This window comes from Okeania hirsuta, from assembly GCF_003838195.1.
GTDB classification, from domain to species: domain Bacteria; phylum Cyanobacteriota; class Cyanobacteriia; order Cyanobacteriales; family Microcoleaceae; genus Okeania; species Okeania hirsuta.
The window spans coordinates 1-20,132 of record NZ_RCBY01000146.1 but is presented as its reverse complement, the minus strand read 5'-3'; the positions used below and the strand labels follow the sequence as shown (position 1 = coordinate 20,132).

Below are 20,132 nucleotides of genomic sequence, written 5' to 3'. Positions count from 1 at the left end.
GATTTTACCTTCATTATAGGCAATAATAAGACCATAATAAGACCTAAATGATTCAGCTACAGTTCTCAATGTTTGTTGTGCTGCTTGAGAATATAAAACTTTGTAATGATAGTTCCTTTTATAGACCTTTTCCAAGTCAAACTTGCCAATACCAATCCTGGCTTTAAAATATAATTGCCGACCATAGTATATGCCCATGTTAGTTAGTTTGTGAGACTGTTCGCACAAGAATGTTAAAATGGGAATTAATTCAGGATTTTTACCTACTAAAACTTGCTGACAACAGTACATTTGAAACGGGCAGACCGAACAGTTATTGTAGGTAATAATAACACAGGACAACTAAAGTTGTCTAGTCTAAGCGACTCGCTTGTTTTCATCCCCCGGTTAAAACACGGGGGCCTTCAACGTCGCTTTTCGGTAAAAGAAATTTTGTCAAAAGAACCTATTCCGCCCGTAAAGAGGACATTACTAATCGTTGCCAGAGGGGAAAAATCTAAATCGGTAAAGGTAAAATTCCTTGGGAAAAAACCTATGCCAATATTTCCGTTGATCAACTCAATGCTAAAACTACTAGCAGCAAAATCAATATTAATACTAGCTGCATTAATAGTCTCAAAGGTGAATATTTGGGTGCTTTCTACTCCAGGAACAATCACAGTGGGATTGTCGGTAAACGAACTAAAACCATCAGTTCTAACTATATTTACTTCAATTTGATCTCCAACTAAACTGACTGCCAAAGCAGAGTGACTGAAAGCAGTAAACCCAAGGACAGTAGCAAAACCAGCAATAGCGTATTTTAGTATCATTCTTGTTAAATCGGGAAAATTTATTTTTGTTACCTATAACTTTAACTTACCCCCCCCCGAAATTTTTGCAACTCCTTCTGGCTAAACTTTACAGAATCTTTAAAAATGAAGAAAGTATTTTTAGCATTTAAAATTACTACCATCAATTACTAAATAAGCCTTTGAGGTTATAAGTACAGTAATAGCAATTATGAAATTTTGATGAAGTTAAGATTTGGTGATTTATCCAGCAAACCAGGGAGTGATACAATAAAAGTTTAATTAATATCCTTAACTCTGAATAATCTTTAATTTGGTCTTGGTCAATGGTTGTTTTTCAAGGTTAAAATTAGGGGCATCATATGCAGTTTGATTGAATAGTTGTCATTGCAATCGATAAGGAAGCAATCTCTAATACATTAAGACTGCTTTCCTAACAAAATACTCGGCAAATCTTTCACATTGCTCCAGTCGCGATCGCTTCTACTTTGAAATAAAATGTACCCAGAAACTCCCATCTGGCATACAAACATTCCGAATGAATCGATAAGAATAATGTAAATAAGCACCACTTAGGTCAGTACGATATCCAGTAGAAAACCATTCTCCATAGGGGTCATGGATAAATAATCCTTCATTATCAAAACCAACACCGACAATCAGATGACCAAAAGAAGTAAAATAACTATGTATAGCCACAGGATTTCCTGCTATTAGGTAGTCTTGAACTTCTTCAATAGTGGCATTAGTTTTAAAAGTATCTTGACACCCATAATCTCTAACAATTTTAACTAAATGATGTGGATTATGACGACTGTAACCTTGACTTAAAGCATATTCATAAAGTTCATCTTCAAATTGACCATAATTAGACCTACGATTAGCCTGCAAAAACTCTAAACAGGAAGCGATTGAAGTAATATTACATAAACCTGTGGGATTATACCAATTGTCTAGTTTTGGTTTGTAGGGAACTTTAATTCTGATAGTATTTGGTTTGTGCTTAGGATGCACAATTTGATTATTTTCATAAATTTCGATGTGTTTTTCATGGATATACCAAATCCCTGAACTGTTGTGTTTATGGTTACGAAAGGCAATCCGGAAGTGGTTTCTCACTGTAGCGTAAGCTAAAAGTTCAAACTCTTGATTAGCAGGGATATGATGTTTTTCTGACTCAGTTAATTGAGAAGATTGAAGGGGTCTTGATTTCAGGATAGTGTCTTTTTTCGTTTTTAATATGATTAGAGATGCAGGAATATTTGCTTCTTTTGCATCGAACAATTTTTTGATAGTTTTCTCCCCTAAATATCCAGCTTCACCACTTTTTTGATCTACTTGAAATCGATGAAGTGCTGCTGTGGTTAATGGGCCAAATATGCCATCTATTGGAGGGTTAAGCATATTTAGGTCAATGAGTATGGCCTGAATCTCGCGGGTGAGGTGTTCATCATCGGCGAGGGTTTTTACGTCGTATTTAAGGTCTGTCCCCAGAAAGTCTTTAAGTTCCATGCTAGGTTAATGATAACTAGGAAATAGCTAATCAGCAGCATAGTACACTCTGGCTCTAGACTCAACTCGGAGATGGGACACTTGGGCTAAAAAGTCAGGAGTCAGGAGCGGGGGAGGCCAAACGAAAGTCGCTACTTCTACAGACTCCCGAAGTTGGAGAGCAAGGAATTTTTGGCCGAAATATCAAGATTGGGAGACACACCTTCATTAATGGATAATGGATAATGGATAATTAGGGTTTGCTGAAAAAGTCTTATGGGTAAGGGTAGGAGACAGGAGACAGGAGACAGGAGACAGGAGAAATGGGAATGAGCGAGGAAGTTAGGAGTAAGAATTGTCCCTGAATTTTTCTGCCCAACTATGCGCCTAAAATACGCTCCTTTTTGAGCGTTTTAGACTGAAACAGGCGCACTTTTTTTGTTCCCAAAAAGGCTAAAGTCTTTATATGTCAATGCTTTTATATTTAATCAGCAGAGCAATAATTATCATTTTCTTTGTGGGTTTAATACCCCACCGTCAACGGGGGTGTTCACGCATTACTTGGGGGAGCGTAGACGCGGAGCGGCCCTTCGTTGACTATCCCCATGTAATTTTCCTCCTGTCTCCTGTCTTCCCCTCCCCTCCTGGGAGGGGAAGACAGGAGACAGGAGGAAAATTACTTGGGGGAGCGTAGACGCGGAGCGGCCCTTCGTTGACTATCCCCATGTAATTTTCCTCCTGTCTCCTGTCTTCCCCTCCCCTCCTGGGAGGGGAAGACAGGAGACAGGAGGAAAATTACTTGGGGGAGCGTAGACGCGGAGCGGCCCTTCGTTGACTATCCCCATGTAATTTTCCTCCTGTCTCCTGTCTTCCCCTCCCCTCCTGGGAGGGGAAGACAGGAGACAGGAGGAAAATTACTTGGGGGAGCGTAGACGCGGAGCGGCCCTTCGTTGACTATCCCCATGTAATTTTCCTCCTGTCTCCTGTCTTCCCCTCCCCTCCTGGGAGGGGTTAGGGGTGGGTTGGGAGGGGTTGGGGGTGGGTTGTCTCCTGTCTCCTTCTTCAATCGGTAATATTTTTGGATGCACTTCCTCAATCAGAAATATTTGATTTTTTTATAGATACAGCAGTTTTCAACAGACACGAAGTACATATATTGATGAAAATAGGTAGTAGGGTCTCGAACAAGCAAAAAATATTTACCCCGTCGGTTGTACCACATTCATCCCGAATCTGCTACATACTCTTGAGATGACTAAGAATGAGCATGAATTAAAGCTCCTTCTGTAGGAGTAGAAAGTTGTAATTTGGGTTTTTTCTTGTCTATTTTTGCTGTTACCCATCCTTCAGAAACCATGACTTCTAAACATTGTAAGGCATGGTTAAAGGCAACTTGAGTGTGTTGAGGTGAATACTGAGAAGTTAAAGATTTTTTTAATAAGGCTGATATTTGTTGAATATCGGAAGTACGTTCTAATATTTTCACTAATGCAGCATAGAAACCTGTTAAGGGAAGTCTTTGTTCATCTTTAACATAGGATTTTATCTTCTCAATACGACCGTTATTATATACAGGTAAATCTTCTTGTTTTGCACCTTCAAGATTTAGTTTAAAGATGTTGTAACCGCTAATTTCCCAAGATGAATCTTTTTGGGCGAATCTTTGCATAATTTGTTTTGTACCAGTTAGATCGAGACCACCAACACCTGCTTGACCTAAAACATCATTGGTAAAACCGCCTTGAGATAACCAGCGAAAAGCTTGTTCTGGGGTTAATTTTAGTCCTGCATCTTTAGCAATATCTCGACAGTGTTTTTGTAAGTCACTAAACTGACCATTTGCAGCATACCAATAATCAGCAAAACGAATATGTTGTTTGATACGTCGCTTTTGGTTATCTTCATAGTGGTGTTTTAACCAGGTAGCGTCGTGTTTTTGTTGTTCTAGTTCTAAAATTGTATAAGCTGCTTCTTTAGCACTCACATGAGTTAAAGTCATACCCGCAGCTAAAATTGGGTCGGCAAAACCTGCTGACTCTCCTGCTAAAAACCAATTTTCTCCTACTAACTTTTCTGAGAGAAAAGACCAATCTTTTGTTGTTTCAATCTTACCTCTGCTGGTAGCATTAGCAATTAATTCACTAATACGAGGTTCACTTTTGAGTGCTTCTTGATAAATATCTTCTGGTGGTTTTTTGAGTTTTTTGTAATGTTCAGCCGGACAAATAAAACCAATACTTGTACGAGTTGGACCTAGAGGAATAAACCAAATCCAACCATGAGCTAAACTCATTACCTGGACTCTTGTACCGCCCACGCCAATTTCATCAGCCCATTCTGCATTTGTCCAGTAGTCCCAAATAGCTATATTTTGTAATCTCGTGGGAATTGTTGTTTCTACTCCTAATACCCTTCTTAAAACACCAATATGTCCTGAAGCGTCAATATAATAACGGGCATTAATTTGCTCTCCATTACTTAAATGCAAATTTTTAACTTGGTCTGTTTCTATATCTACATCTACTTTGGTAACTGCTGTTTCTTGTCTAACTTCACAACCTAATTCTTGAGCATGGTCTAATAGAATAGTGTCATATACGGAGCGATCTACTTGAAAAGCTGTTTGTTGGCGTTGTCCTTTATATTGGGCAGGGCGGGGTTCATTTTGAAATTCTGTTGCTGCGAGAAAATCAAAATCCCACAGTTGAGAAGTTTTTCCCCAACGATAAGTAGCTCCAATTTTAATGGGAAAGTTAGCTGCTTCTACTTTATCCCAACAACCCATTTCTTCCAGAATAGCGCTAATTTGAGGCAGTTGGCTTTCTCCTACATGGTCGCGAGGAAATTTGGCTTTTTCTAAAATTAATACTTGTAAGTTAGGGTTATACTTTTTCAGTAATGTGCCAGTGGTACTACCTGCGGGTCCACCACCTATAATTGCCACATCGTAATTTTTATTGGACATGATTGTTATGCTTGTAATTCATACTGATGTATAGAGATAAGTAAATTATCTCCATACATAACATATTCCGCGTACATTTGTAGATTTTACCCTGACAAAGAAGTATTTGATGATATAATTGAACTAGGTTTTATATGATGACGTAGGTTCGCAAGAAATTAGACCTGTGAACCTATACTTTTTCTTTTTGCTTACGTTTCAGGGAAGTGGCACCTAAAACACCTATTCCGAATAAACCTAATAAGGAAGCAGGTTCGGGAGTTGAAACTGGATCGCCCTCAATATTGAGATCCCAGCTACCTAAGGAACCATCATCGAATGCAGGTAAGGCATCCAATAATTCAAGAGTCCAAGTTCCTTTTGCATTAAGACCACCAAAAATATCTATAAAGCTATCTTCAGGAGCATAAGTACCTTCAGGTAAAGGATTGATTCTTGGAAGGGCAATACCTCCATCAGCAAATGTATAATCGCCATTAAAATCAAAATTACCACTATCAACCCCACCCAAAGGATTACTCATTACAGTTGATATAACTGAACCAAAGCCATCATCAAAACTTAAAGTGGCAACTACATCACCTGCCCAAGTATGCTGAAAATTATTTAGGTCTAAAGATAGATCATCAATGGCGATATCGTCTGTTACGGTAATAGAACTTGTAAAAGTTGGTGGAAAAGCACCTCCAGAACCAGTATAGGAAAAACTAGCAGCATTAGCACCAGAAACAGCAGTTAAAGTAGCGATTGCAGAGCCAGCAGCAGCGATTGAAAGCTTTTTCAACATGATTGAATCTCCTTAGTAAAATTTATTTTTTTTGCCTACAAATCTAATCTACCCCCCCCCCCGAAATTTCTGCAACCCCCTTATGCTCTACTTTACCGAATCTTTAAAAATGTCTACAGTGTTTTTCGTAGTGAAAATCAACCAAATATATTAGGAGTAGAGATTCTAATGTATTGCTATGGAATAGGTAATTATTAAGTTTTTATGAAGTGACATAACTCTTTCCGGATATTAAGGTGTGATCTTTGTATGATTACGTCTTCAAGTTAGTCCTATAGATGTAGTGGCGACTTCCAAAAGTCATGTTAGTAACGGATGTAACTGATGGCTTAATTGCCGGGAATTTTGACTCCTCGGTGCATTATATGATGTCCGGATCATGAGCAATCAAAAAGTTTTTGTTTGTAGTAGAGCTTTAATTAAACTATTCAACCGGACATGATATTACGCCAGAAATTTTCAATAGAGTGATTCACCACAAATAGAAAATATTGCAGGGCATAAATAAATTCGAGAGACACACCTAACACTTTCAGGTGAATCTCTCTAAAATCAAATATTTGTAGGTATCATTAACAGGACTTACCCATGAGGTAGGAAAAACTAGGATTTGAGATTGCTTTCCGTTCCGGACTGCTACGCAAACCCTGTCGGTCGCAATGACGAAAATACGTTGTAGTGTGTAAGTCCTGATTAAATTAGGTTTTATAGAGTGAGAAGTTGCACCTGAAGCACTTAGGTTTATGCTTCGCGTTTGCGAGTTAATGCACCTAATGAACCAACGGTTAATAATCCTAAAATTGTACCCGGTTCAGGGACAGTTTCAGGGATAGTTGTAGAAAGAGAGGTAAAGGTAAGGGTCGAACCATCTAAATCTACAACTCCAAAAAACAGATTAAGATTAGGAGTACCTACTGAGGTTAAACCAGCAAATCCAATAAACTCTGACCCAGTTTCTGTAATAACAGGAAGAAGCTGAAGAAATAACCCTTCAGTCCCATTGGTAGAGAAAAAGGCTAAGGCATTAATTTCCCCCCCAACAACAGCAAAAATATTTGCATCAGGTTGGTTTATATCTGTAAAAATATTTAGGGGAAGATTATATCCTAAGTCAGGACTAGAGGTAACTATAACTGAAGTAGCTAAAAAACGATCATCGCGAACAGGTGATTCAATTAATTCAATAGTACCTTCAACAGTACCATTGACTATACCATTTTCATTACTGAAAGAAAACCCAAAAGTAGCAGCACTAGCTGCAGAAACAGCAGTAAAAGTAGTGATAGCAGCGCCAACAGCAGCGATTTAAAAATGTTTAAACATAATTAATTCCCTTGTAAAACTTATTTTTATTGACTTAAAGGTTAGTCTACCCCCCCCATGAAATTTCCGCAACTCCTTGTGACTATACTTTACAAAATCTTCAAAAATGACGATGGTATTTTTAGTGGTTAAAATCAGTGGAATTAATTATGAGATAGGGGTTTGAAGTGTCTAGCTATGCCAAGACAAGAGGGATTATGAAGTTTTGATGAAGCTAGATTGGATAGTGTATCCGGGAAGTTTTGGAGTCCTAAGATAAAAGTCTGATTAAAAATCTGAGATTCTTGCTGATATCAGGCAACTAGACCTTCATGCACGGGATCAAGATGCTCCCACTGACCAACAATTGAATCTTAACAGACGACTACTTTTGATTGCTTGGTGCGTTACGGCAGAAATTTTCCAGAGAGTGATTCAACACAAATATGATTACTGCCAATTTTGATTGCTTGGTGCGTTATATCATGTCCGGTTGAACAGTGATAAATAAATAACTACGGAGTCCTCAGGAGTCAACCCACCCCTCGCCCCTCCCCCGATCGTGGAGGGGAAGTCAGGAGTCAGGAGGGAAGAAAGAAGAAGGAAGAAGAAGAACTGGAGTTGAAGGAGAGAGTTTTCTGATCACTAATTATCCGGATATGATATTACGGCAGAAATTTTCCAGAGAGTGATTCACCACAAATATGATTACTGCCATTTTTGATTGCTCGGTGCGTTACGGCAGAAATTTTCCAGAGAGTGATTCACCACAAATATGATTACTGCCAATTTTGATTGCTTGGTGCGTTACGGCAGAAATTTTCCAGAGAGTGATTCACCACAAATATGATTACTGCCAATTTTGATTGCTTGGTGCGTTACGGCAGAAATTTTCCAGAGAGTAATTCACCACAAATATGATTACTGCCTAACGCACCCTACCTAACTACCTAACTTTTTACACTTACTTAGGTCGAAACGCTATTACTCCATAAGCATCAACAGACAAATATTTTGATGCCGCCTGTTGAATATCAGACGAGTCGAGTGCCTGAATATGTTGAGGATAACTGAGCGCAGGTGCTAACTCTCCCACTATTGAGTGATAGTAACCATATAAATTAGCTCGATCGCTCGGTGTCTCATTGGCAAAAACAAACCTATTGGCAACCAATGTCCGAATACGTTGAATTTCTGTTTCTGTCACCGACTCTTGTTGAATAGTATGTATGTGGTGAGCGATCGCTACTTCTACTTCAGCTAAATTTTCTTCTGGCAACCTAGCAGATATATAGAAAACACCTTGATGACGATGACTCATATTACTCACACCAATAGAATAAACCAAACCTCGCTCTTCCCGTAAGTCACGCACCAGGCGAGATGTTTTCCCTCGACTCAAAATAGTTGCCAACACATCCAAGGTATAAGTTTCATGTAATTGAGTTAACCCAGGTACTCGCCAAAGCATCATTAACCTTGCTTGTTGAAGAGCTTCATCAACTACTTCATGGCGAACTATTTTTGTAAAAGGTTGCTCTGGGGTTAAATTATTTGTGGGTGGTAGTGGAGGTATTTCTGGAATATTTTTGCTGTTTTGTGCTTCGGTAAATGAACTGGCGACTATATCAATTAATTCTTCTACTGGTAAATTTCCGACTACAGTGGCAGTCATAGAACCAGGTTGATACCAAGTCTGATGAAAGTCGCGCATTTGTTGGGGTTGCAGTTGAGAAACAACTTCAGCAGGACCTAATACCGGACGACGATAAGGTAATTTTTCAAAGGCGGTTTCAATCGCTTTTCGGTAACAACGACGGTTAAGGTTATCATCTGAGCGCCGAATTTCTTCTAGTACAACAGACCGCTCTCTTTCAAAAGGGTCATCTGCAATGCTGGCATTTAGGAGTACTTCCCACTGCAAAGGTGCTAATTTGGCAAAGTCTTTAGGAGCAGTGGTAATGTAAAAATGGGTGTAGTCTTGACTAGTGGCGGCATTCATTACGGCACCTTGTTGTTCTACTAAGCGTTCAAATTCACCACCAGCGAGTTTGGGAGTGCCTTTGAAAATTATATGCTCAAGAAAATGGGCCATACCATTGATTGGTTCGGATTCAACTGCAGAACCAACGTTTAGCCAAATATTGAGATTAACTGCTTCAACTGGTAGGTATTCGGCAATGATAGTAAGTCCATTTGGTAGTTGGTGGATAGTAGGGGCGTTGAGAGATTCGAGGGTTGGTTGGACTAGGGTTGAGGTCATTCTTGATTTTTTCTGTGGTTTACCTTTCTCAATATAGTGACATCTCCTCCAAAAGAGGGAACACCGGATCTGGGAACAGGGAACAGGGAACGGGGAGAAATAATTCAGGATTTACGCATGAACGCTATTGGTAGGGTGTGTTAGCGGTAGCGTAACCCACAAAGAACTATATCTATGGTCAGTGCGTAAGTCCTATAGCAGAGGGAAGAAGGAAGAAAGAAGAGGGAAGAGGGAAGACAGAAGAAGTAATATCATGTTCCCCCTCCGGGGGAGCTACGCTAACGGTTGAATACTTAGGGTTTGCTGAAAAAGTCTTATGGGTGAGGGTAGGAGACAGCTATACTGGAGACAACCCACCCCTCGCCCCTCCCCCTCCCAGGAGGGGAAGACAGGAGAAATGGATCGGGAGCGAGGAGGTAGGAGCTAAGTTTTGTCAATTTGGGATTTTTCTGCCCCACTATGAGCCTAAAATACTAACTTTTTGAGTGTTTTAGACTGAAACAGGCGCACTGCAATTCGACCCTAAAAAGGCTACAACCTTTATCTGTAAATGCTTTGATATTTAATCAGCAAGCCCTACTTATAAATAACTGTTGTGAGTCCTCAGGAGTCAGTCCTCAGGAGTCAGGAGAGAAGAAAGGAGGAATGCTTATGAAATATTGCACAATAGTATTGATAATTTCAGTATTTCTTTGGTACTGTCGGTACTGTCAGTCCTTAAATTTTACAGGGCTTACGCAAAGGCACTACATATAGTAGATAAAAACTATAGCACTATGGTATATATAGTGTTTTTCCATTAAAATGCGTAATCCTGTTTTATTTATAACTGACCCGTCCGAACATGATATAAGAGGGAAGGGAAGAGGGAAGAGAGAAGAAGGAAGAGGGAAGAGGGAAAAATATTGCTTTGTCTGAGTTTTCAGCTTTTGCTCTGTCGGTCTCCTTTCCTTCGACTGCTTTGAAGAAGGCAGCTATGCTGAAGGTCTAATTGCTTATGGATAGTCAACAACCGGCCACTCCATGTCTACAAACCCCAGACAATTTTCACCACCCCCGTTGATGGCAGGGCTAATTCTTTGTCGTCAGAGAATATTAAAGCAGTTTTGGAGTTGATGAGGTACAAAATTTTAGGACTTTAGGGAGTAGGGAGTAGGGAAAAAAAGATAAATCTTTGAAGCTATACCTCATTATCCTAAAAAGTGCTGTAATATGAAATACATTTAATTGTGCAAATATACAAATTTCCCCACAGTCCCCACACTCCCCATCTCCCTATCAATTTTTCTAAGCGTGACAATAAATTGACCCTGCCCGTTGACAAGGGCAGGGCTAATTCATTGTGCTCAGAGAATATTTATATGGATATGAAATACATTTAATTGTGCAAATATAGCAATGAGCGCTCAGGTATTTACAATGTCCAGCTCAAAGTGCACTCTAGAAAAGGTGTACAAAAAATAATGTGTAAATATGCCAGCGCACATTGCTATATAAGAATCTCCCCATCTCCCCATCTCCCCAAATTCCCCTCCAGGGAGGGGTTAGGGGTGGGTCCCCACACTCCCCATCTCCCTATCAATTTTTCTAAGCGTGACAATAAAGTTTGTCAATAAATTGACCCTGCCTTGACAAGGGGGGAGACCGGAAGTCCCCCTTTTTAACGCGGATCTAGGGGGATCGTTGATGTACCTCATAGGGGTGAAAAGCGCTATATAGCGTTTCTCAGTAAGCATGAGGTACACTCTTGTCTTTACTTCACTATTGCCTGTTGCCTGTTGCCTATTGCCTATTGCCTATTGCCTGTTGACTGTTGCCTGTTGCCTGTTGCCTGTTGCCTAGAGTTTTGTACCTCACCAGCATGGTGATTGCTATATTACAACCAAATATTAGGAAATATTGATTTTCCTATCTCTCTGAACGACTTATTTATCGTCCTGGCAAATTGAATATGCTCTTCATCTTTTTCCACGGGAATAATATTAGCTTTCTGTCCTAATTTAAACTTATCTACTACTAAGTTAGCTGCTTCTAAACCTGTTACATAAGCTTTTTCCTGAGACCATGAACCGTGACGGTTAGCAATCCAATCTCCACTCATAAATATATTGTCAAAACTTGTTTTAGCAGGAAGTAAATATTGATAACTTCCAGGAAAGAAGTGAGTGACTGCTTCTCTAACTCTAACCACACTTTGGTCGATAATTTCTGCCTCTATAAATTCTGGAATACAAGTTGCTAAATATGTCTGTACCATTTTAATAATTTCCCCATCGCTCAAAGGTAAAAATTGATTAGCATGATAAAAATCTACCTCTACAACTGTTCCTGGTTCATGGCGAAATTCGTCGTGTAAAGCATTCAAATCAAAAAACGTCCAACCTGTAGTTGTATCAAATCCAAAGCAAGCATTAGAAGCACGAGGAATTGAAATTTTTCGGTCGAACCATAATCTGGTTCCCAATACATCAACTCCACCTAAATTATTAATATTCCTAAATTCTTGACGACTTTGCAGAGCTTCACTACCTGCCATAATCTTTTTCATCCCACTAATACCAACAGCAAAAATAACCGCATCTGCTTCAAATATTTGGTCTTCACAAACAACCTTTGTTGCTTTGCCATTATCATCAACAATTAAGTCAGTAACTCGCCGTTTTGTCAGAACTTTTCCACCTAGATTTTCGATATTTTCTACCCAAGGTTTAAATATCATTTCTCCTACAGTACCCCGACACCAAACAACATCAAAATCTGGTTGGTGAGCTAGGATAAAATAATATAACATTCCCAATGCAGCAGCAGCCGAACATTGTTCTCCTGGAGCAAATAAACCAACTAATAACATGGCATTAAAAGCATCATCATATAATCTTTTTGTCACGCCATATTGTTTGAATAATTCTCTCGCTGTTACTGCGTCGTATCTTCGCCAAGCTTCATCCGAATTATCAAAATCTATCACAGAATAAAGCAGTGGCAGAGCAGAAAGGCGATCGCTCAAAGGTAATCGTTTAAATTGAGTATAAATAAAAGTACCAAGAGGTGTTGGAAAAGGTGGTAAGTCTTGAAAAATAGGTGATTCTACCTCTAACCCAGCAGGAGAATATTGAGCTGAACGAGTCCAGGGAGTGAATGGATCGAGGTTTAGCTTCTTGACAAGAGAAAATATGTTATGGTAAGGATACCAAAAACCATGTATGCCCACTTCTACAGAACGGCCTCCGGGAGTTTTCCAACCAGCGACTAAACCACCGGGATAAGGGCCAGCTTCTAGGAGTGTAACGTCATAGCCATTTTTGGCTAGGTGGTGAGTGGCTCCTAAACCAGCCCAACCAGCACCAACTACTACTATTTTTGGAGTTTTAGTTCCTATTGTCATGCTACTTTTTTTAAGTCAAAAATTCAGTAATTTTTGTGGATTTTCTAGAGCCAATTTTCAGGCTAGTTTCCCAATTTTCTTCTAATTTGCTTAATTTTCTAGTAGTTGTCAAGGCTGTGCATATTTTGTGTTATAATTAAATAGTATTTACTTAGAAGTTGAATAACAAAGTTGATTACTTTAACTTACCAGTACAAGCTGAAACCAACTCAGCATCAAGAGGCAGAAATTAATCACATTCTTGATGTCTGTAAAAGTGTATATAACTATGCCTTAAGAAAACGAAAAGACTGGTTAAATTCGAGAAAATCATCAATTAGTAGTTGTTCAATTATTTCTGAGTATATTATTCCTGCTGATGCCCCTTATCCTAATTACAATCATCAAGCAAAAAACTTAACAATAGCTAAGAAAACTAATCCTAGATTAAAATCAGCAAATGCTCAGGTTTTACAACAAACTTTAAAACAATTAGACAGGGCATTTTCTGAGATGAAAAGTTTAGGCAAAGGCTTTCCAAGATTTAAGAAAAGGATGAGAAGCTTTGTCTTTCCTGCCATGCTGAAAAATTGTCTGGGTTGCGGTAGATTCAAGTTACCTCAATTGGGTTGGATTAAATTAAAGCAGAGTAGGCCATACCCGGAAGAAATGGTGGTTAAACAAGCCAGGATAGTCAAAAAAGCTAGTGGTTATTATCTGATGATTACCTTTACTTCATCAGAATCAGTCCCAGATAATCCAGTAGGTGAAAGGTCATTAGGCATTGATGCAGGAATAGAATCTTTTGTAGCTACTTCCACTGGAAATTTAATCAAATATCCTAAATTTTTATTGAGTTCACTGCGCGAGCTGAAATTGCTGCAAAGAAGACTTAAGAAGAAAATAAGAGGTTCAAATAACTGGTTAAAACTCCAGAATAAAATAGCTAGACTACATGAAAAAATAGCTAATACTAGACGTGATTGGCATTTCAAACTAGCTCATCAACTTTGCGATTTTACAGACAATATTTTTGTTGAAGATATGAATTTTAAATCTTGGTCTCAAGGTATTGTTAGAAAACAATCCTTGGATTCTGGAATTGGTCAGTTTATCAACGAAATATTGCCTTATGTTTGCTGGAAACGAGGTAAGTACTATTACAAAGTTGACAAGAATTATACCTCTCAAGAATGTCCGTTATGTGGGCATATACAGAAAAAGAAACTGTCTGATAGAAAACATAATAGTAGCAGTTGTGGTTATCAAGTGAATCGGGATGTAGCTGCTGCAAAAGTAATTAGAAAAAGAGGATTAATAGCGGTAGGGCATACCGTTAACAAAAAAGCTTGTGGAGACGGTCTGGCGGGGGTGCAACTCAGCTTGTTTGATTTGTTACCTAGTTAAGAGTCTGAAACAAGAATCTCCCATTATAATCTTTGATTTAACGGTGAGAGTGTCAATATTTACTCGTTAATTAAAAAAACAGAATAGGCAATATCACAAAACCTGTATAAAGTCAAGAAAATAAACATTAGTGTCATACTCAACCCAGAACAGCCGAGAGCTGGATCTGAAGACCTTATTTCCATTTGAACTAGACAACTTCCAGAAAGAGGCGATCGTCGCCGTAAACGCTGGAAAATCCGTAGTTGTTTGTACCCCTACCGGCTCAGGCAAAACTCTAATTGGAGAATACGCCATCTACCGTGCCCTAAGTCGCGGACGACGAGTATTCTATACCACACCCCTCAAAGCTCTGTCAAACCAAAAATTGCGGGACTTCCGGGACAAATTTGGAGCAGACAAAGTAGGGTTAGTCACCGGAGATACCTCCGTTAACAGGGAAGCATCAGTCCTAGTAATGACTACAGAAGTCTTCCGCAATATGCTCTATGGCACCCCCATAGGAGAAATAGGCACATCTCTAGAAAAAGTAGAAGCCGTAGTCTTGGACGAATGCCACTACATGAACGATCGCCAACGAGGCACAGTATGGGAAGAATTAATAATTTATTGTCCATCAGAAATTCAACTATTAGCTCTCTCCGCTACAGTAGCCAACAGCGACCAGCTTACAGATTGGATCAATAAAGTACATGGGCCAACTGAACTGATTTACTCTGATTTTCGGCCAGTACCTCTCCAATTTAATTTTTCTAACAGCAAAGGTCTATTTCCTCTACTGAGCAATAACCAAAAAAGAGTAAATCCCTTGCTCAAGCCTAAAAATCGACATAATATAGGTAGAGATAGAAGAGAAAAACAATTAGAACCAATATTGCCAGCAGTTTTATCTCAACTCAAAGAGCGGGATATGTTACCAGCTATCTACTTCATATTTAGCCGTCGAGGTTGCGATCGCGCAGTGGCAGAAATAGCACAAGTCAGTAATCTTACTTTGCTGGACGAAACAGAAACTATTCAACTGCAAAATTTAATTCAAAAATTCCTCAATAGTAACCCAGACCTAACTCACTCTAAAAGACTCGAACCTCTAAGTAGAGGTATAGCATCCCACCATGCTGGAATGTTACCAGTGTGGAAAGGATTAGTCGAGGAATTATTTCAGCTAGGTTTAATCAAAGTAGTATTTGCCACTGAAACCTTAGCTGCTGGAATTAATATGCCAGCTCGTACTACTGTAATCTCTAGCCTCTCCAAACGTACGGATGAAGGTCACAGACTGCTAAAACCATCAGAATTTCTGCAAATGGCAGGTAGAGCTGGACGACGGGGGATGGATGTTCAAGGTTACGTTTTAACTGTCCAGACTAGGTTTGAGGGTGCGAAGGAGGCATCTTATTTAGCAACTTCAGGAGCTGACCCCCTAGTTAGTCAGTTTACTCCTAGTTATGGCATGGTGCTGAATTTGCTGCAAACTCATACTTTGGAGGAGGCAAAGGAGTTAGTCGAACGTAGTTTTGGTCAATATTTATCTAGTCTTTCCCTGGAAGCAGAACGCATAGAGATTGAGCAAAAGCAGGCAGAGTTAACTTCTTTGCAAAATAAATTAGGGATTTATGAACAGAATGATTTGGTAAATTTAGAGCAGTTGCTGAGAGATTATGAGAAGATACGAGAAAGAGTAAAAGAAGAAAAACGACTGCTGAAAATTTTGCAAAGGCAAGCGGATGAAAATCGCATTAAGGAGATGTCTTTGTCTTTGTCTTTTGCTCTATCGGGAACTATTATGAGTTTAAAAGGAAAGCACGTTCCTACTGCGAAGAGGTCTGACGCTAAACCTATTGCCGCTGCTTTAGTAGCTAAAATTCCTGGTTCTGGTCAGTCTTCTTACTATGTGTGCTTGGGTAAGGATAATCGATGGTATGTTGTAGCAGCAATGGATGTTGTCGGTTTACACCCAGATGTACCCCGCTTAGTGGCAGTAGAACAAATTGAGTTGCCTTCTGAGATAGATTTTAGGTTGGGGCAATGTCGCAAAGGAGATGAAATTTATCTGAGTTTATCTGAACAAATTCCAGAGGTACCTCCACCAATAGATGCTCCAGAAGTTTTGGTACAAATGCAGAAAGTAGCAACCGTGGAAGTAAAGATTCAGGAACATCCGCTGAAGGAATGGGGAAGTCCTCGTATTTTGTTGAAGGGTTGGCGACGAATGGGAATATTGGAGATGGAAATAGGCGATCGCCAAACTGAGTTAGAAGATAAATTGGCACGCCACTGGCAGGAGTTTCTCAATCTCATTGAAATTTTGCAGTATTTTGGTTGTCTGCATGAGGTAGTGCCTACGGAAATTGGTCAAGCTTGTGCAGCGATCCGAGGTGACAATGAATTGTGGCTTGGTTTGGCGTTGATGTCTGGTGTTCTTGACTCACTAGACCCTCATCATTTGGCTGCTGCTTGTGCTGCTCTGGTGACTGAGATTAGCAGACCTGATAGTTGGTCGCGTTATGATTTGTCTATGGAGGTAGAGGATGCTTTAGGTGGTTTGCGTAGTTTACGACATCAGTTATTTCAGGTGCAGCGTCGGTATCGGGTAAGTTTACCTGTTTGGTTAGAGAGGGATTTGATTAGTTTGGTTGAACAGTGGGCACTGGAGGTGGAATGGCAGGTGTTGGTGGAAAATACGAGTCTGGATGAGGGTGATGTTGTCCGGATTTTACGTCGGACTCTGGATTTTCTTTCTCAGATTCCTCATGTGCCTCATTTATCTGATGTTTTGCGACGGAATGCTTATCGGGCGATGCAGTTGATAGACCGTTTTCCTGTTAATGAGGAAGTTAAGTAATTGTTGATGTTTCTAGGGGTTAAAGTGGCCTAGATTTTAAGAAGGAAGAGGGAGGAAGCAAGATGGAAAAATCTTGCGTTGTCTGAGTTTTAAGCTTTTGATATGTCTGCGCCTTTTCCTTCGACTCCTGTTAATATTGTTGTGTATTGGTTGAATAAAAAGTCATGCGTAGGTGCGAGCAACTACTAATGATTACATAGTACCATGATTTTTTTGAGGATACAAGGGGAAATTCTTTTCGTTTTTTTGGAGCTTCACAGAATGAAGATTAATTATAGCACTAGGCAAATAGTTAAACTAAACAAACCCATTTCCAGTTGCCCTTTATAGAGTCTGCTTGTCTTCAGAACCGGACGTGAGACTTTCACCTCATCACGGCTCCTCTCTTAAACGTCCCTTGTCATGGGTACACCCTTAAAATTCCACTTTGGATTTAATGAGTCCTATGGTTCACTGCTTTTAAATCCTTGGCAGTCTTAACAAATATTGACAACACGGACTAAAAAATAATATAGGATTTACATAACGATATCAAAGCTATTAATTCTGACTCTTGTACGTTGCCAATTCGACTGCTACCCTACCTGAGTCCTACCTAACTAATAAATGACCAAGCGATTTGTAGCAAACATTTATCAAATTGGTATAAGACCACCTTTTTCAGAGATATCTTTATGGGCACTTCACTTTTAGCAGTTAGCCCCAGACTCAAAAGTTACTTACTGGTCTGGGGAACAAATCAAGCCTGATTAAATTCTAAACCATGATCTTTAGCATAACGCTCCATGAACCGCATAAAACGGTCCCAATCTTCTTTAGATTTCATCACATAAAGTCCCTCTAGCCCTTTCGGCTCACCATTGATAAATTTGGCCTTAACTTCGCGACTGGTAATTTGGCCTTCTTCATCAATCATATACATTCCTGTAATATCTTCAGTAACATCTTGGCCTAAAGCCTTAGGATTCTCAAAAATAAATGTAGCTGTTCCTTGATTACCGCTACGAGAACGGGTTAGACGTACTTCTGGTATAGCCTCTTCATCAACACCTTGAATAAATTGAATTGCAGTCATCAGTATCTTTTTAATCCTTAAGCAATCGTTAAAGTATTATTATAAACACAATCTGATCGAGTTTCACCGAAAAACTGGGTAGTTACGCCTTCCCCTTCTAGGGGGACTTTTGATTTGATTTGATACCCACAAATATGCTATATCATTGTTAGTTGAAAACGATAATAATTAAAGCCAGGTACAAATATCGAATTGATTCAACAGTTGGACAAAAACACCGATTAGCAAAGCTATTTGGTTGTGTCCGCACAATCTGGAACGATAGCCTAGCTTGCTATCAGGAAAAGTATATTTTAGGTGAGAAAAAACCAAGTAACTCTGAACTACAAAAACTCTTTATTACTCAAGCAAAAAAAACAGAAAATAGAGAATGGTTGTCAGAAGTTTCTGTAGTCCCATTACAACAATGATTAAATGATTTAAACCAGGCTTACCAAAACTTTTTTAGTGTACGGACCTTGCATGCAATGTCCCTAGGTAAAAGAAAAGGTAAAGCGATTAAACCTCCCAAATTCAAAAAGCGAAGGTCAAGACAAACTGCTAGGTTTACCTTAAGAGGTTTTCAAGTACATGAAGACAAAGTATACTTAGCGAAAATAGGGTTTTTCAAAGTAGTCTGGTCAAGACCTTTACCAGGATAACCATCATCAGTAACAGTCATCAAAGATGCAGCTAACAGATATTTTCTGAGTTTTGTCGTAGAAATTCCACCGCAAATACTACTAAAATTTAGAAATTCAGTAGACATAGATTTAGGAATCAAAACTTTTGCCACATTCAGTAATGGTGAAAAAGTAGATGCGCCAAAACCATTAGAGTTGTTGGGAATTAAGCTAAAAAAATGGCTAAAACCGTTATTGGTCAAAGTTTATAGCGTTTTTCAGTTCTAGAATCATGAAAAGCTTATTCTATAAGGTTTTGAGCATTGTTCAATTGTTATTTCCCAACAACTCTATTAAAAAAACGAATTAAAAAATATAGGAAATTCAGTAAATCATTATCTAAGAAAACTCAAGGATCTAAAAGATACGAAAAAGCCAGACTTAGGGTGGCTAAATTTTCCTAGGTCATGCTACGCAAACATGCCAAATTAAAAGACACTAGAACCGATTTTCTACATAAATTATCCACTGAAATAATTCGTGAAAACCAAACAATTATTCTGGAAGATTTGTTTGCGAAGCATTCCGAAGGAAACGTTTCTGGTATGATTAAGAAGCGGTGCTACCCCGCGACGACACCAGTCGCAAGCGGTCGGAACCCGGCGTTCCCGTTCCGGGATTGTAGGGAACGGTCTCCTCGCCATAGGAACGCCGACCAAGAGAGGGAACGCGCACCAAGAGACCGGAAATTGTCCAGAGCCATAAGTGATTTAGGCTGGAGACAATTTCGTACCTGATTAGTTAGAAGGAAAAGCAGAAAAGTACAGTCGTGAGCTAAGAGTAATTAGTTGTTGGGAGGCGACTACCCAAGTGTGTTCATGTTGCCGTTTTCCTGGTGGGAAATTAGACCTGAAAGTAGGAGAATGGGAGTGTCTGGGTTGTGGAGCTAAACACGACCAGGATGAAAATGCAGCAATAAATATATTAGTCGCTCCTTGGACATGCCTCCGGAGGAGGAGCTGCAAATTGCGGAGACTCAAAACAGACGTGGAGGGAAGCATCAGACTACCGCCAAGGAAGCAGCACCCTGTATTAGCGGAGCTTTGCGCTAGCAAAACGTAAACTCGCCGAAGAACTAAGGTTCGGTAGGAATCTCCGCGTCTTTAGACCAGAGAGGATGTCATATCAAATCCGGTAGCATCGGAGTAATTAAACCTGAATTTTCGGCCACCAATGGTAC

17 protein-coding genes and 2 pseudogenes are annotated in these 20,132 nt (G+C 39.5%); 6 read left to right on the top strand and 13 right to left on the bottom strand.

Going from position 1 to position 20,132, the window contains the following annotated elements:
* The 9 genes and pseudogenes from D5R40_RS21330 to D5R40_RS42790 all read right to left on the bottom strand — a co-directional run.
* Positions 1–291 (bottom strand): annotated as a pseudogene (locus D5R40_RS21330) (hypothetical protein); the annotation flags it as partial.
* A gap of 113 nt (positions 292–404) precedes the next feature.
* The gene (locus D5R40_RS21325; protein ID WP_124143036.1) at positions 405–812 is read right to left on the bottom strand and encodes a hypothetical protein; all 408 of its coding nucleotides are present in this window, start codon (positions 810–812) and stop codon (positions 405–407) included.
* A gap of 462 nt (positions 813–1,274) precedes the next feature.
* On the bottom strand, positions 1,275–2,303 hold the full coding sequence (locus D5R40_RS21320) for a C39 family peptidase (protein WP_124155164.1): 1,029 nt from the start codon (positions 2,301–2,303) through the stop codon (positions 1,275–1,277).
* 576 nt (positions 2,304–2,879) lie between these two features.
* Complete coding sequence (locus D5R40_RS41325) at positions 2,880–3,008, bottom strand: hypothetical protein (RefSeq protein ID WP_282433652.1); 129 nt, start codon at positions 3,006–3,008, stop codon at positions 2,880–2,882.
* A complete protein-coding gene (locus D5R40_RS41320) occupies positions 2,999–3,127 on the bottom strand; it encodes a hypothetical protein (protein WP_282433652.1) in 129 nt (42 codons plus the stop codon). The genes D5R40_RS41325 and D5R40_RS41320 overlap by 10 nt, the downstream gene beginning before the upstream one ends.
* A complete protein-coding gene (locus D5R40_RS35750; protein WP_124155163.1) occupies positions 3,118–3,348 on the bottom strand; it encodes a hypothetical protein in 231 nt (76 codons plus the stop codon). The genes D5R40_RS41320 and D5R40_RS35750 overlap by 10 nt, the downstream gene beginning before the upstream one ends.
* Before the next feature lie 189 nt (positions 3,349–3,537).
* On the bottom strand, positions 3,538–5,247 hold the full coding sequence (locus D5R40_RS21310; protein WP_124155162.1) for an NAD(P)/FAD-dependent oxidoreductase: 1,710 nt from the start codon (positions 5,245–5,247) through the stop codon (positions 3,538–3,540).
* Between the two features lie 172 nt (positions 5,248–5,419).
* Positions 5,420–6,034, bottom strand: a complete 615-nt coding sequence (locus tag D5R40_RS21305) for a PEP-CTERM sorting domain-containing protein (protein WP_124155161.1) — start codon at positions 6,032–6,034, stop codon at positions 5,420–5,422.
* Between the two features lie 741 nt (positions 6,035–6,775).
* Positions 6,776–6,835, bottom strand: a complete 60-nt coding sequence (locus tag D5R40_RS42790; RefSeq protein ID WP_375339399.1) for a hypothetical protein — start codon at positions 6,833–6,835, stop codon at positions 6,776–6,778.
* Between the two features lie 199 nt (positions 6,836–7,034).
* Here D5R40_RS42790 and D5R40_RS39925 point away from each other — a divergent pair, with 199 nt between their 5' ends.
* Positions 7,035–7,343 (top strand): hypothetical protein, encoded by a 309-nt coding sequence (locus D5R40_RS39925; RefSeq protein WP_240041631.1) that lies wholly within the window; start codon positions 7,035–7,037, stop codon positions 7,341–7,343.
* Between the two features lie 957 nt (positions 7,344–8,300).
* Here D5R40_RS39925 and D5R40_RS21295 read toward each other — a convergent pair.
* Together D5R40_RS21295 and D5R40_RS21290 are read right to left on the bottom strand one after the other, a co-directional pair.
* Entirely contained in the window at positions 8,301–9,599 is a 1,299-nt protein-coding gene (locus D5R40_RS21295) for a M16 family metallopeptidase (RefSeq protein ID WP_124155160.1), read from the bottom strand.
* A 1,876-nt stretch (positions 9,600–11,475) separates the two neighbouring features.
* Positions 11,476–12,984 carry a hydroxysqualene dehydroxylase gene (locus tag D5R40_RS21290; protein ID WP_124143041.1) on the bottom strand — a complete coding sequence of 503 codons (1,509 nt, stop codon included), beginning with the start codon at positions 12,982–12,984 and terminating at the stop codon, positions 11,476–11,478.
* A 171-nt stretch (positions 12,985–13,155) separates the two neighbouring features.
* On the opposite strand from D5R40_RS21290, the gene D5R40_RS21285 reads away from it, so the two are divergent.
* Both D5R40_RS21285 and D5R40_RS21280 read left to right on the top strand, forming a co-directional pair.
* Positions 13,156–14,370, top strand: coding sequence for an RNA-guided endonuclease InsQ/TnpB family protein (locus tag D5R40_RS21285; protein WP_124143042.1), 1,215 nt, complete (start codon positions 13,156–13,158; stop codon positions 14,368–14,370).
* A 130-nt stretch (positions 14,371–14,500) separates the two neighbouring features.
* Complete coding sequence (locus D5R40_RS21280; RefSeq protein ID WP_124143043.1) at positions 14,501–17,215, top strand: DEAD/DEAH box helicase; 2,715 nt, start codon at positions 14,501–14,503, stop codon at positions 17,213–17,215.
* A gap of 739 nt (positions 17,216–17,954) precedes the next feature.
* Here the strand turns inward: D5R40_RS21280 and psb28 are convergent.
* Positions 17,955–18,290, bottom strand: coding sequence for a photosystem II reaction center protein Psb28 (gene psb28, locus D5R40_RS21275; RefSeq protein ID WP_124143044.1), 336 nt, complete (start codon positions 18,288–18,290; stop codon positions 17,955–17,957).
* Between the two features lie 152 nt (positions 18,291–18,442).
* Here psb28 and D5R40_RS42105 point away from each other — a divergent pair, with 152 nt between their 5' ends.
* A complete protein-coding gene (locus tag D5R40_RS42105) occupies positions 18,443–18,700 on the top strand; it encodes a helix-turn-helix domain-containing protein (RefSeq protein ID WP_124143045.1) in 258 nt (85 codons plus the stop codon).
* Positions 18,701–18,852: 152 nt separating this feature from the next.
* On the opposite strand, the gene D5R40_RS42100 is transcribed toward D5R40_RS42105, so the two are convergent.
* Complete coding sequence (locus D5R40_RS42100) at positions 18,853–19,155, bottom strand: hypothetical protein (protein ID WP_124143046.1); 303 nt, start codon at positions 19,153–19,155, stop codon at positions 18,853–18,855.
* Between the two features lie 204 nt (positions 19,156–19,359).
* Between D5R40_RS42100 and D5R40_RS42095 the strand changes: the two genes are divergently transcribed.
* Positions 19,360–19,689 carry a transposase gene (locus D5R40_RS42095; protein WP_287289085.1) on the top strand — a complete coding sequence of 110 codons (330 nt, stop codon included), beginning with the start codon at positions 19,360–19,362 and terminating at the stop codon, positions 19,687–19,689.
* A 16-nt stretch (positions 19,690–19,705) separates the two neighbouring features.
* A pseudogene (locus D5R40_RS21255) lies at positions 19,706–20,014 on the top strand (zinc ribbon domain-containing protein); the annotation flags it as partial.
* Positions 20,015–20,132 lie beyond the last annotated feature (118 nt).